This window comes from Ruania halotolerans, assembly GCF_021049285.1.
GTDB classification, from domain to species: domain Bacteria; phylum Actinomycetota; class Actinomycetes; order Actinomycetales; family Beutenbergiaceae; genus Ruania; species Ruania halotolerans.
In genome coordinates this window covers 843,137-856,012 of the sequence record NZ_CP088017.1, presented here as the reverse complement: position 1 = coordinate 856,012, position 12,876 = coordinate 843,137, and the positions used below count along the sequence as shown (strand labels likewise).

Annotated in this window: 9 protein-coding genes; 4 read left to right on the top strand and 5 right to left on the bottom strand. The window is 68.0% G+C overall.

The window, feature by feature from the left end; genetic code table 11:
* Positions 1 to 45: 45 nt before the first annotated feature.
* The 3 genes from LQF10_RS03695 to LQF10_RS03685 all read left to right on the top strand — a co-directional run bounded on the left by LQF10_RS03695 (position 46) and on the right by LQF10_RS03685 (position 2,505).
* Positions 46 to 1,179: an HD domain-containing protein gene (locus LQF10_RS03695; protein ID WP_231066151.1), complete on the top strand. Its 1,134-nt coding sequence runs from the start codon at positions 46 to 48 to the stop codon at positions 1,177 to 1,179.
* Between the two features lie 141 nt (positions 1,180 to 1,320).
* A complete protein-coding gene (locus LQF10_RS03690) occupies positions 1,321 to 1,611 on the top strand; it encodes a WXG100 family type VII secretion target (RefSeq protein ID WP_231066150.1) in 291 nt (96 codons plus the stop codon).
* 21 nt (positions 1,612 to 1,632) lie between these two features.
* Positions 1,633 to 2,505, top strand: a complete 873-nt coding sequence (locus tag LQF10_RS03685; protein WP_231066149.1) for a DUF4031 domain-containing protein — start codon at positions 1,633 to 1,635, stop codon at positions 2,503 to 2,505.
* Positions 2,506 to 2,597: 92 nt separating this feature from the next.
* Here LQF10_RS03685 and groL read toward each other — a convergent pair whose 3' ends face one another.
* The 5 genes from groL to LQF10_RS03660 form a co-directional block, all read right to left on the bottom strand.
* Entirely contained in the window at positions 2,598 to 4,232 is a 1,635-nt protein-coding gene (groL, locus tag LQF10_RS03680) for a chaperonin GroEL (RefSeq protein WP_231066148.1), read from the bottom strand.
* 348 nt (positions 4,233 to 4,580) lie between these two features.
* Entirely contained in the window at positions 4,581 to 6,059 is a 1,479-nt protein-coding gene (locus LQF10_RS03675; protein WP_231066147.1) for a phytoene desaturase family protein, read from the bottom strand.
* Positions 6,060 to 6,091: 32 nt separating this feature from the next.
* Positions 6,092 to 7,270 carry an HTTM domain-containing protein gene (locus LQF10_RS03670; RefSeq protein WP_231066146.1) on the bottom strand — a complete coding sequence of 393 codons (1,179 nt, stop codon included), beginning with the start codon at positions 7,268 to 7,270 and terminating at the stop codon, positions 6,092 to 6,094.
* Positions 7,267 to 8,112 carry a DUF5819 family protein gene (locus LQF10_RS03665; protein WP_231066145.1) on the bottom strand — a complete coding sequence of 282 codons (846 nt, stop codon included), beginning with the start codon at positions 8,110 to 8,112 and terminating at the stop codon, positions 7,267 to 7,269. Before LQF10_RS03665 ends, LQF10_RS03670 begins: the two co-directional genes overlap by 4 nt.
* A 116-nt stretch (positions 8,113 to 8,228) precedes the next feature.
* On the bottom strand, positions 8,229 to 11,285 hold the full coding sequence (locus LQF10_RS03660) for a choice-of-anchor G family protein (protein ID WP_231066144.1): 3,057 nt from the start codon (positions 11,283 to 11,285) through the stop codon (positions 8,229 to 8,231).
* 246 nt (positions 11,286 to 11,531) lie between these two features.
* On the opposite strand from LQF10_RS03660, the gene LQF10_RS03655 reads away from it, so the two are divergent.
* On the top strand, positions 11,532 to 12,869 hold the full coding sequence (locus LQF10_RS03655; RefSeq protein ID WP_231066143.1) for a glycoside hydrolase family 15 protein: 1,338 nt from the start codon (positions 11,532 to 11,534) through the stop codon (positions 12,867 to 12,869).
* Positions 12,870 to 12,876 lie beyond the last annotated feature (7 nt).

Genomic DNA, 12,876 nt, shown 5'->3' with positions numbered 1-12,876 from the left:
ACGGGGCTACGATGACGTGACCGTGATCAATGTGAGCAAGGAAATGTGAGCGCGATGGGCGTCATCGACGCACCGGGATGGGTTCTCTCGGCATGGCGGCGCAGCCTGGAGGCCGTCGGAGCCACTGCGGACCGGGCCACGCTCGAGACGTACGGCGAGCGCCTGATCAAGCGGTGGTCCGATCCGAGCAGGATCCACCACAATCTCAAGCGGCTCATCGGCGTATTGGCGCGGGTGGACGAACTCGCGCCAGAGACCCACGACCCTGACGTGGTGCGGATCGCGGCCTGGTATCACGGGGCTGCCTTCGACGCCGCCGCACGTCAGGCGTACGCGCACCGCGGCGGTGTCGACGAGGTGGCGTCCGCCGAGCTGGCGCGACGGGAGCTCTCCGAGCTCGGGGTGCCCGCGAAGGTGGTCGATCGGGTGTCCGCGCTGATCATCGGCATCGCCCGCCACTCAGCCCCCAAGAACGACATCGACGCCCAGGCCCTCTGCGATGCCGACCTCGGCGGTCTGGCTGCGGAACCGCAGCGCTACCAGGCATACCGCCGAGAAGTGCGCGAGGAGTACCGGCACATTCCAGATCGCGACTACGTCGAGGCGCGCCTGGCGATCGTGACCAAGTTGTTGAACCGGAACCGGCTGTTCAAGAGTCCGATGGCCCAGCCATGGGAGGACGCTGCGAGAGAGAATCTCTCCGCCGAGCTCGATCGGCTGACCTCCACGCTAGAGCAGCTCCCCCCGCGGGATGAGTCCGACCCACGCGGCGACGCAGCGGACCAGGGCGCACGCGAACATGCCGGGAGTGCGGGCGATGGCCCTGAGCCGGAGGCGGACCGCCGCCAGGACCCCGCGCTACGGACTCGCTCGAACGCGGCGGCTGGCTCGGTCGCGGCGGGCAACTCGAGCGCGCCCGCACGCTCAGCACGCTCGGATGAGGAAGGCAGTTCAGACCAGGCGGGCGAGAACACCGACCAGGCCGATTCCGGCACCCGGGGTTCCGCTCCCGCCGCAGATGCAGGTCCATCCGAGGACGCCGAGCGCAAGCGGCAGCCCGAGGACCGCACAGACGATGAGACGCAAGAGCGGTCCGCGAGCAACCGGGACGTCCCCTCACTGAGCAGGCCGCCGAGGATGCCCGCCATCAAGCACCACCCGGTCACCCGGCGGCGCTGACCCTCGAGCGGGCCCACAGCAGACCCGCGATGCACGCTCATCCACAGCCCTCCCCCGGCATTGCGCGCTCCTCGGCACGCGCTATCTAGCGTCGACCTCGACGGGCGCGCACTCGGCGCGCCGCAATCTGAGGAGGATGAGATGGCTCGATTCGAGGTAGACAGCGCAGAGGTGGCCCGCGCTGGTGCGAACGCGCGCAACTCCGCCGTGGTGATCCAGACCGAGGTGACGAACATGATGCGGCACCTGACCGCGCTGCAGAGTTCATGGCGCGGCGGTGCGTCCACGGCGTTCACCGGCCTGCTGACGGATTGGCGTGCCACGCAGCAGCAGGTGGAGAGCTCCCTGGAGCAGATCTCCATGGCCTTGGATGCCGGCGCGCGCGAGTACGAGGGTGCCGAGTCGAACACGATGCGCATGTTTGCACGCTGAGCGGGAACCTACGATGGGAGCGTGGCCCTTCTCATCGATCCGCCGATGTGGCCTGCGCACGGGACGAGGTTCTCGCACCTGGTCTCGGACGCGTCGCTGACCGAGTTGCACGAATTCGCGGCAGCCGCCGGTGTGAGTCAGCGCGCATTCGACCGGGACCACTATGACGTGCCAGAGCGGCTGTACGCCGAACTTGTGGCACGAGGAGCCGACCCGGTTCCGGCGCGGGTGCTGATCCGCCGGCTGCGCGGAAGCGGTCTACGGGTCCCTGCCCGGGAGCGCCCCGCGCACCGGCGATCGGCACTGGCGGACCGGTGGCACAGGATGCTGCCGGAGGCACCGAACCTGGGTGAGGAACTGCTTGACCGGTGGGACGAGCACCATCGCACGTACCACACCACGGCGCACCTGTTGGATGTGCTCGAGGCCCTTGAGACACTCTGTGCGCCTGCGGTGCCGCCGCGGGCGGTCCTCCTTGCCGCGTGGTTCCACGATGCTGTGTATCAGGGCCGAGCCGGGCAGGATGAGCGTGATTCGGCCGCACTTGCCGAGCAGTCGCTTCCCCGCGCAGGCGTGAGTGCCGCGGAGACGGCAGAAGTGGTGCGCCTCGTGCTGGTGACCACCACGCACCAGGTTGCCCCCGGTGATGCGAACGCGGCGCTGCTGGTGGATGCCGATCTCGCAGTTCTCGCCCGGGACGCTGCGGGGTACCTGGAGTATCTGAGGCAGGTGCGATCCGAGTACGCCCACGTCACGGATGCGGACTTCGCGGCGGGGCGGGCCGCCGTCGTGCGACAGCTGCTCCGCCTCGACCCGCTGTTCCACACCGTGCGCGGGAGAGCGCAGTGGGAGGCCGCGGCCCGGACCAACCTCCGGTCAGAGCTGCACGCCTAGCGGGCACGACGCACGAAGGCCCCGGTTCCACGCGGGAACCGGGGCCTTCGTTCGATCTGTGCTGACCTAGCAGCTCAGCGGTGTTGGCTTCCTCAGAAGCCCATGCCGCCCATGCCGCCCATGTCATCGCCACCGGCCGGTGCCGCGGGGGCCTTCTCCGGCTTGTCGGCCACAACGGCCTCGGTGGTGAGGAACAGTGCGGCGATGGAGGCAGCGTTCTGCAGTGCGGAACGGGTCACCTTCACCGGGTCGTTGATCCCTGCAGCGAGCAGGTCCTCGTAGACACCCGTGGCGGCGTTCAGGCCGTGACCGGTCTCCAGGCCACGCACCTTCTCCACCACAACGCCGCCCTCGAGGCCGGCGTTCACGGCGATCTGCTTGAGCGGGGCGTCCACGGCGATCTGCACGATGGATGCACCGGTTGCCTCGTCACCCTCGAGCTCGAGGGTGGCGAACGCGGCGGCAGCAGCCTGGATCAGGGCCACGCCACCACCGGCGACGATGCCCTCTTCAACGGCAGCCTTCGCGTTACGGACGGCGTCCTCGATGCGGTGCTTGCGCTCCTTGAGCTCCACCTCGGTGGCGGCACCGGCCTTGATGACTGCCACACCGCCGGCGAGCTTCGCCAGGCGCTCCTGCAGCTTCTCGCGGTCGTAGTCCGAGTCCGAGTTCTCGATCTCGGCGCGGATCTGCGCGACCCGTCCGGCGATGGCGTCGGCGTCGCCGGCACCCTCAACGATCGTGGTCTCGTCCTTGGTCACAACGACCTGGCGAGCGGTACCGAGCACCTCGAGGCCGACGTTGTCGAGCTTGAGGCCCACGGTCTCGGAGACAACCTGACCACCGGTGAGGATGGCGATGTCGTTGAGCATGGCCTTGCGGCGGTCGCCGAAGCCCGGTGCCTTGACGGCCACGGACTTGAAGGTGCCACGGATCTTGTTGAGCACCAGGGTGGCCAGGGCTTCGCCCTCGACGTCCTCGGCGATGATCAGCAGCTGCTTACCGGACTGGATGACCTTCTCCAGGAGCGGCAGCATGTCCTTGACGCTGGAGATCTTGGACTCGACGAGCAGGACGTACGCGTCCTCCAGCACCGCCTCCTGGCGGTCCTGGTCGGTCACGAAGTACGCCGACAGGTAGCCCTTGTCGAAGCGCATCCCCTCGGTGAGCTCGAGCTCCAAGCCCAGGGCGTTGGACTCCTCGACGGTGATGACGCCTTCCTTGCCCACCTTGTCGAGGGCCTCGGCGATCAGTTCACCGATCTGCGGGTCACCGGCGGAGATGCCGGCGGTGGCCGCGATCTGCTTCTTGGTCTCCACCTCGGTGGCGGAGCTGAGCAGCTCAGCGGTCACGGCTTCGACGGCCTTCTCGATACCCCGCTTGAGGGCGATCGGGTTGGCGCCGGCCACCACGTTGCGCAGGCCCTCGCGCACGAGCGCCTGGGCGAGAACGGTGGCGGTGGTGGTGCCGTCGCCTGCGACGTCGTCAGTCTTCTTGGCGACCTCCTTGACGAGCTCTGCACCGATCTTCTCGTAGGGCTCCTCGAGCTCGATCTCCTTGGCGATGGACACACCATCGTTGGTGATCGTGGGAGCGCCCCACTTCTTCTCGAGGACGACATTGCGTCCCCGCGGGCCGAGGGTGACCTTGACGGTGTCGGCGAGGATGTTGAGTCCACGCTCCATCCCGCGACGGGCCTCCTCGTTGAAAGCGATCTGCTTGGCCATTGGCGGTTCGATCCTCCGGTACTGGCTACTGGCACGGCCGGCGCGACGCCCGCGACGGACGGCGTCAACCCGATGCGTTCACGTCACGCAACGGTTCGGCGCCTCGTCTCGCTGACCACAATTGTCACTCTCATAGCGAGAGTGCTAACGCCATTATTGGCACTCTCAGCTCGAGAGTGCAAGCACGCGCGGCAACTGTTCACGATACGCCCGCGCCGCCGCCCGCCGAGTGCGCCCGATCTCGGCTATATCTCAGCCCGTGAGCGAGAAGTTCCGCACTCGCGACGTGGGGTGAGGTGGGCGGGTGGGGGGGCAGTGCGGGTGGAGGTGTCCGTGCGGGTAAAGGTGTCAGTGCGGGGCGAGGGACGGCGTCGGTAGGGAGAACCGCTGGGTGAGCGCCCGGCGCGCCGCGTGCCAGCCGGCCATCCCATGCACGCCGGGCCCGGGCGGTGCGGACTGGGAGCACAGGTACACGCCGGGGATGGAGGTGGCGTACGGGTCCAGTGTGAGCCTGGGTCGTGCGGCCACCTGCATTACCGACAGAGCCCCGGCGGCAATGTCGCCGCCGATGTAGTTGGCGTTGTGTTCGGCCAGCCGGTTCGCGGGAATGCACCGCGAACTCACGACGACGTCCCGGAAGCCGGGTGCGAAGCGTTCGATCTGCGCAGTGACGGCCTCCGTGACGTCCGCCGCGCTCCATGCCGGCACGTGCGCGTACGCCCAGCCGGGCCGCAGCCCGCCGACTTCCCGGGCAGGGTCGGCCACAGTCGGGTCCGAGAACAGCACCATCGGGCGCTCCGGCAAGCGGCCCTGCGCGACCTCGCGTTCCGCGTACGCCATCTCCGCGCGGGAGCCGCCCACGTGCACCGTGCTCGCCCGCCCCACACGTTCGTCCGCCCACGGCACCGGGCCGGACAGGACGAAGTCAACCTTCGCGGCGGCGTCACCGTACCGGAACCGGGCCAGGGCGTCCCGCACCGAGGGTCGCATCCGGTCGCCCCAGATGCGCAACAGCCCGGCCGGTGAGAGGTCGGCGAGGTAGGCCCTCGCGCGCGGGAGTTCGTGCCAGGCGGTCACCTCATGCTCGGTGACCACTCGGCCACCGTGCGCTTCCAGATCGGCGATGAGGGCCGCCGTCAACGATCCGGACCCGCCCACAGGAATCGGCCACCCGACCGTGTGCGCATGAGTAGCGAGCATCACTGACGTGCCGGCGGCGGCGGGGCTGGGCAGGCGCGAGATCGCATGGGCGGCCACGCCGGTGAGCAGGGCTGGGGCGAGATCCTCCCTGAAGCGCAGGTTCCACGCCGGGGTGCCCTGCTCCAGCAATCGAAGCGCCGCCGCAACGAGGGCCCGCACCCCGTCCACCGTGAGCGTTCCGGCCGGCAGTTCGCGCCGATTGCCGAGCACGAGGGCGGTCAGCAGTTCGGCGTTCTCGACCAGTGGGGCAAAGAAGCGGTGCCACGCAGATCCGTCGGCACCCAGCTCCGCCACGGTGCGCCCGAGCGAGCGGTAGGCCACCGCCGCCCGGCCACCGTCCAGTGGTTGGGCGTAGGAGATCTCCGGGGTGATCAACTGCACCCCGCGTGCCGCGAAGTCGAACTCCCCGAACGCCGGGCTGGCCAGGGCGAGCGGGTGCACGGCCGAGCAGATGTCGTAGCGCAGCCCCTCGGCGAGTGAGGAGTCGAGTGTCCGGGCGCCACCGCCCGGGATCGCTTGTGCCTCCAGTACGGTCACCTCAAGCCCGGCGCGGGCGAGCGTGACGGCGGCCGTCAGTCCGTTCGGTCCGGAACCGATCACGACGGCGTCCGTGCGGGTGCGTGGCATGGGTCCAGTCTGCCTGGTTCGGGAGATCCCGCTCAGCCCGACGCGGTGACGCGCTCGGTAGCAGGTGTACGCGTGGGTCCGCGTTCTCGTGCTTGCCCGGTGCCCTTTCGCCGCGGTGGTGGCGATTCATCGTCCTCGCGCGCTTCACGCCAAGCGCGACCGATCCGGTCGGTCACGGAGCGCCAGGTGGCGTCTCGGATGAAGATCGCGTCGATGGCGATCATCGCCAAGGAGAACCAGGGCAGGCCCATGAGGACGGCGATGCCGATGTGGAAGGAGGTGATTCCGAAGAGGCCGACAATACGGGTGGGGCGCCACAGCAGCATCAACGGGAAGCACATCTGCAGGATGATCGAGCTCCACGAGACGATCGTGACCACCGGCGCCCAGGCGGTGATCAGATCGCTGAGCTCGGGCCAGGAGCCGAAACGCTGCGTCTGGAGCGGGTTGTAGATCGCGTACCCGTGCTGCCACGGTGCGCCGCCGGCTTTGTAGAGTGCGCCGGAGGCGTAGACGAAGCACACGTGTGCCGTGACCGCCACCAGCACCAAGTTGTGGCTGAGGTTGGTCACCCATGATGGGAGCAAGGGGGCGCCGCGCCACGCACGAAGCAGCCATGGGCCCGTCTGCGCGGCCGTATCGGCACGGCGTCGAGCGTCCAAGGACCACCTTTTCGCCGTGTCGGCGAAGAGGAGGGCGAGCAGGGTGATGCGGAACATGTTGTCGCCCTGATCGCCGAGAGAATCGTTCATCTCGATGAAAGAGACCCACCCGACGAAGAAGATCGGCAGCACGATCTTGGTGCGCCAGCCGAGTGTGAAGAGGATGGCCAGCCACGCGAGAAGGAGATACAGGGCGGTGAACGAGACGTCGTTCAGGGCCACTCGGTTGAACAGGCTGAAGAGGGGGATCTGCGGGAAGTCGCTGAGTGGTTGGGCGGCTTCGCCGTTCCAAGCCGATCCGCTGCCGAAGGCGTAGTACCGGGTGCGGAAGTTGGTGGCCAGGAGCCCGAGTGCGGTCAATCCCAGGAGGATGCGCGTCACAGCGAGCCCGTACTGGGCGTGTTTGCCGCCGACCAGCCAGGTCTCAATGAAGGTCAGGATCCTGTGGACCAGCGTGGCAAGGGTGTCGACGAGCTCACTCATCAGCGGACGAACCGTACGTGCACCCGTGCGCACGAACCGCGTGAGGGCAGAGGTCAGCGTGCTCATCGGGTGGACTCTCGGACTGCTTCGCGGAAGATCGCGCCGAAGCGTTCGCGTGATTGGCCCTCGTACTCGATGAGTCCGCGCCAACCGGTGGGGACTGGTTGAACGGCCGGGCGTTCGGCGTCAGGTTCGTTGCGCTGACCGAACGGGATCACGTTCTGCCGGCTCACCACGAACTGCACATGCACGACGCCGTCTCCCCACATCGCGTAGGCCACCTGCGTGGAATATGCCGTCACGGTCTCCTCGAGCTCCAGATAGTCAGCGACTGCATTCTCGTTGCCGTAGGAGAGCAGGGCATCGCCCATCCGGTCGCGCCAGTCGTCTCCGGTGTAGTAACCGAGGGCCACGATGTCCTGTTGTTCTCCGTTGAGGTCCAAGTAGGCATTGCGAAAGCGCCCGGAGAGCTCCGAAGCTGTGATCGCCGCGCGCGGCGGCGTGAGATTGTGCGTGAGCATCTCCAGCTCGGCTGCGGTCGCGTCGACCCAGTCGGTCTCCCGCGTGGTGCCGTTCTCGGTGACAGTGGCTCGAATCTGCATCCGGTAGTCACCGTTGATGGGCTCGGGGGCGAACACGCTCCAACTCTGCCCGTGCATCGGGATCATGTAGTCACGTAGCATCTCGCCGGGGACCATCTGCCGCAGTCCGGAGGCGGGCGCGATCCACAGGAATGTAGCGAGCACGTGCCATGCCGTGAACAGCACGGCCACCACCACCACGATCCGCTTGAGCGTGGTCATCGGGGTGCGCGGCTGTTCAGTGGCCGGGCTCTTGTCGGGCTTTGCATCGCCGGGCGATCCCGCATCACTTGCGGTCTCGACGCTCTCGCTGTTCTTGCTCGTCATTGTCGCTTTCCCACCAGGGCGATGATGCCAGGAGACGTGAACGATCGGGGCCCGGCCCCGGGATACCCAAGGTACCCGGGACCGAACCCCGATCAGTGCTCATCCGCGAATGCGGATCAGATCACATTGGTCCGCCGGTTCCGGCCGGAGAGCAGGATCCCTGCACCCAGGCACAACAGCGCCGCAGCGATGAGCCCGAACAACTGGTCGAGCTCCGCACCGGTGTCCGGCAGCGAGTCGCCACCGCCGTCACCGCCACCGGCATTGACGGCGGTCACCACGAAGTCGGTGTCGAGGTTCTCTGCCGGAATCTCGCCGGAGACCTCGCCAACCATCGTCACGTGGTGGTCGCCGAGCTCGAACTCAGCGTCGATCGGGAACGTGAAGGTCACGTCACCGTCGTCGTTCGCAGTCGCCGTGAGGTCGAACGGGGTGGAGTGGACGGTCGCGGTGACCGACTCACCCGGCTCGAAGCCGAAGCCGTAAGCCTCCTGCTCGACTCCGGTGTCCCGGACGATGCTCTGGTAGAGCACCGTGGCACTGAGCTCGTCGCCACTGCCATCCGCATCGCTGGAAGCATCTGCGGTGTCATCGGCGTCTGCGGTGTCATCGGCGTCTGCCGTGTCATCCGCATCCGCGTCCGTGGCGTCGTCCGCGGAAGCGTCCACATCGGCAGAGGCTTCAGAGGAAGCATCCGTGGAGGAGTCCGCGGTGGACGCCGCCTGAGCAGCAGCCGCAGCCTCAGCGGAGGCATCCGCATCCTGGTCCGCCGTTGCTGCCGCCGAAGCGTCAGCGTTCGTCTCGTCCGTCGCATCCGCGGCGGCAGCAGCCTCAGCAGCCGCAGCAGCAGAGGCGTCCGCATCCACCGTGGCATCAACGGAAGCATCCGAGGACGAGTCCACATCCGCCGCCACAGCAGCCGCAGCCTCAGCACTCACATCGGCAGCAGCCGAGGCGTCCGTCTCAGCGTCCGCCAGCGCGGCAGCCTGAGCCGCCACGTCAGCCGAGGCGTTCGAGTCGTCATCGGCATCCGCCGATGCAGCAGCCGACGCCGAGGCGTTGGTGTTCGCATCCGCATCAACGTCGACGTCCGGGTCAGCCGCCGCATCCGGGTCGGCTGCCGCATCCGCGTCCACATCAGCCGTGGCCTCAGAGGAAGCATCCGTGGACGAATCCGCGGTGGACGCCGCCTGAGCCGCAGCAGCTGCCTCAGCGGAAGCATCCGCATCCTCATCCGCCGTCGCTGCCGCCGAAGCGTCAGCGTTGGTGTCGTCCGTGGCATCCGCGGCGGCAGCAGCCTCAGCAGCGGCAGCAGCCGACGCATCCGCATCCACCGTCGCATCGATAGAAGCATCCGAGGAGGAGTCCACATCCGCCGCCACAGCAGCCGCAGCCTCAGCACTCACATCGGCAGCAGCCGAAGCGTCCGACGTGGCGTCCGCCAGCGCAGCAGCCTGAGCCGCCACATCAGCCGAGGCGTTCGAATCGTCATCGGCGGTGGCCGACGCGGCAGCCGACGCCGAGGCGTTCGTGTTGGCCTCTCCGTCGTCCGGGGGTGCCAGTCGAACTGTGGCCGACGGGATGCTGACCTGCACGGCCGTGGAGCCCGGCAGCAAGGTGAGCTGCAGCGCGCGCTGCGTGAAGGAGTCGTCGTCGAAGCCGTCCGCGTGGACGAAGTCGCCCGGCTGCTCCTGCACGTTGGCAATGAGCGAGATCAGGTTGTTCGTGATCAGGCCTGCCAGCGGCTCAAGGAGATCGTTCACGCCCTGAACCAGTGGACGGAAGATCGTGTCGAGCGTGCCTTCGTCGGTGATCGCCTCGCTGATCGGGGTGACCAACGCGGGCAGGATCGTGTTCGTGACAGCCTGCAGGATCGGCTCAAGTAGGTCACCAACCGGGAGACCAATGATGGTCGTCCCCGACGTATCGACTGTAGGCGCGTCCGAGCCTTCCACACCAGCGAAGTCACCGAGCGTGCCGGAGAGCTGGATGTCGACGGTTCCGACGTTACCCAGGAGTGTGTTGATCTCACCGGTGATCGCGATGTTCAGCTCCGCCGCGTGCAGGGCATCGGTGAGCGCGTTGACGACGAGCGCCGGAATCTGGTCGAGCGTAGATCCGATCGCACCATCAAGTGCGGCCTGGATGACGTCCGGGCCGAGGATCTCGGTGTTCGGCGGGAGGCCGTTCAAGGTGCCGTCGTAGGTCCCACCCTGGGTGTCCGCGACGAGGCGAGCCAAGTCGACGCTCACCTCGCCGGTGCTCAGGTCGATGGTGACAGCCGAGTCCGGGCTTGTCAGCGGCTCCGCAAGGACGGAGTCGAGCGCCGCCTGCAGATCGAGGTCGACGGTGGCGGTGACACCGAGGTCGTCAACCGTGCCAACGATGCCCAGAACCGAGTTGAGGGTGTCGGTCAGGTCATCCAACAGCGGGTTGAGCGTGGTGTCGATCACGCCGCCGGTCCCGACCAGGCCGTTGACCGGGCCGGACACCTCGTCGAGGCTGTCCGAGAGCGTGCCACTGAGCCCAGCGATCGCCGGGCTGGTGAGGATCAGCGTGCCGTCGCCGATCTGGTAGTCGCCGATCGGGTTGCCGTCCTCGTCGGTGGTCGCGGATGCGGAGAGCGCACCGAGTTCCACGCGAGCGTCATCCAGCAGCGTGTCCAGGCCGGCCGCACCGAGCAGCGGCCCGAGGTCGAGATAGGCGTTCTGGCTCGGGTCCGAACCGCCGAAGGCGATGGAACCGTCTGCGTTGATCGCGCCGGCCGAGGCAAATGGCACCTCACCGTCACCGGTGCGGGCGTACTGCGCCAGCGCACCGACGCCCAGCACGCCGTTCTCGCCGAGCAGCTGAGCGCCGCCGCCGAAGTCGAGGTCGAGGGCGTTCAGAACCTCGATCGTGAGCGGGTTCTGCACCTCACCGGGCGCCGTCGGGTACGCACTGTAGGCACCCTCCAACTCAGCGAGGTCGTTGAGGTTGAGGACACCTCCACCGGCGAGTAGGCGACCCTCCGCCTCGGACTCATCCGTCGGCAGCGCCGCTGCCGGCGACAGTGTCCCGGAGAGCCCTACGGCTCCCAGCGCAACGGCCGCAACCGTTGCGGTGGCGACGCTGAGCGGCCTTTGCCAACGATTGCGCGCCCTACGGCGCGTCTTCTTCTCCTGTGCTTGCACGAACTCCCCCGAGCCTTGAGTGCATGGTGCCCGGCACCCGCGGGGCGGGCGCTGGCCTTCATTTGGGTCAAATCAAGGCGCCCGGGTGTCCCGGACGCCAGTCGTGACTCTACGGCCGTTCAAGTAAATCGAGGAAGTAATGAAGGTCACAACTTGATAACGATGAGCACGTTGCGCGTGATCGAACGGCGTCTCCATGGTTCGCCAATCCGCCGGCCGGGTGCACGGATCGCTAGGGTCGGGGACGTGTCTGCCCGCTCGTTGTACGTTCTCGTCGGCACCGTCACAGTCCTCGCACTGGTGGCCGCGGCGGCGATCAGCGCACCCCACACCCGCGTGGACCACGTGGCGCTCTACCAGGAAGGCATCGGGATTGAACCGGACGGCACTCTGGCGACCATCCCAGCAGGCCAGCCGCCCCGCTACCTCTCCGGCACACGCGTACTCGATCCCCGGCCGTCCGCGACACCGGAGGCCGTCCTGGCGGCCGAGGAACTGGCCGACGAGACACGCGCATGGCTCCGTGCCGGCTCGGTTCCCGGCACCGGCGGCCCCCACGGCGATCTCGCCGACGATGCCCTACTCGACCTGCACGCCCTGATCAGCGGCGGCGGTGGTGCGATCGCGGGCTCCATGCCCCGTTGGCGCTACGTCTGGCCCCGTGACGCTGCCTTCGTAGTTGCCGCATTGACGGTGACCGGGCACCGCACGGACGCCGTCGGGATCCTCGCGTTCCTTCAGGACGTCCAGGCGGAGGACGGCTCGTTCCATGCCCGCTACACGGTGGCCGAGGGTCTACCGCCGGATGATCGCGGACTGCAGACCGATGGCACCGGATGGGCCGTGTGGGCGCTGGAGCAGGTGGTGCTCGATGCCGGCCGCTCCCCCGCCGCACAGATCGAGCAGCAGGCCCTGCTGCACCAGTTCGCACCCCTGCTCGAACGGTCCACGACCTTCCTCCTCGACCAGGTCTCCGGATCGGATCCACTTCCGCCCGCCTCATCCGACTACTGGGAGCACTCCGAGCAACAGGTCACCCTCGGTACAGCCGCACCGGTGCTGGCCGGCCTCGAGGCAGCCGCCCGCCTGCATCAGTTCACCGGCAACTCGGAACGACCCCACCAGCTCACGGCTGCCGCCGAGGCACTGCGTGCCGCGATCGAGGAACGGTTCGGACCCAGCGGATACGGACGCTATCCCGGCCGGCACGCGCGCGACGCCGCCACCGCCTTCCTCCTGCCGCCATTTCTCGAGGAGCCGCTACCCGGCGCACGGGAGGCATGGCGCGCATCGATCAGCGAGATGGCACGCCCCGCCGGAGGCCTGGCACCGGGCGCCTCCTGGCCGGAGACCTCCCTCTCCTGGACACCGCAAACCACGCTCTACGCCTGGACGGCGGCCACGCTCGGTGAGCGACAGCTCGCCGAGCAGTACCTGACGTGGGTCGATGACCACCGCACCGCCTCGGGTGCGATCCCGGAGAAGGTGGGCCCGGACGGCGCTCCGGCAGCGGTGGCACCTCTGGCGTGGTCATGCGCACTCGTGTTGCTCACCCTCGCCACATTGGAGGAACAAGGGACCTGACCAGGCG

What these genes read in the sequence shown, in the direction of transcription:
- LQF10_RS03670 (WP_231066146.1), bottom strand. Translation starts at nt 7,270, where the DNA reads ATGAGCACGCTGACCTCTGCCCTCACGCGGTTCGTGCGCACGGGTGCA.
- LQF10_RS03690 (WP_231066150.1), top strand. Translation starts at nt 1,321, where the DNA reads ATGGCTCGATTCGAGGTAGACAGCGCAGAGGTGGCCCGCGCTGGTGCG.
- LQF10_RS03665 (WP_231066145.1), bottom strand. Translation starts at nt 8,112, where the DNA reads ATGACGAGCAAGAACAGCGAGAGCGTCGAGACCGCAAGTGATGCGGGA.
- groL (WP_231066148.1), bottom strand. Translation starts at nt 4,232, where the DNA reads ATGGCCAAGCAGATCGCTTTCAACGAGGAGGCCCGTCGCGGGATGGAG.
- LQF10_RS03675 (WP_231066147.1), bottom strand. Translation starts at nt 6,059, where the DNA reads ATGCCACGCACCCGCACGGACGCCGTCGTGATCGGTTCCGGACCGAAC.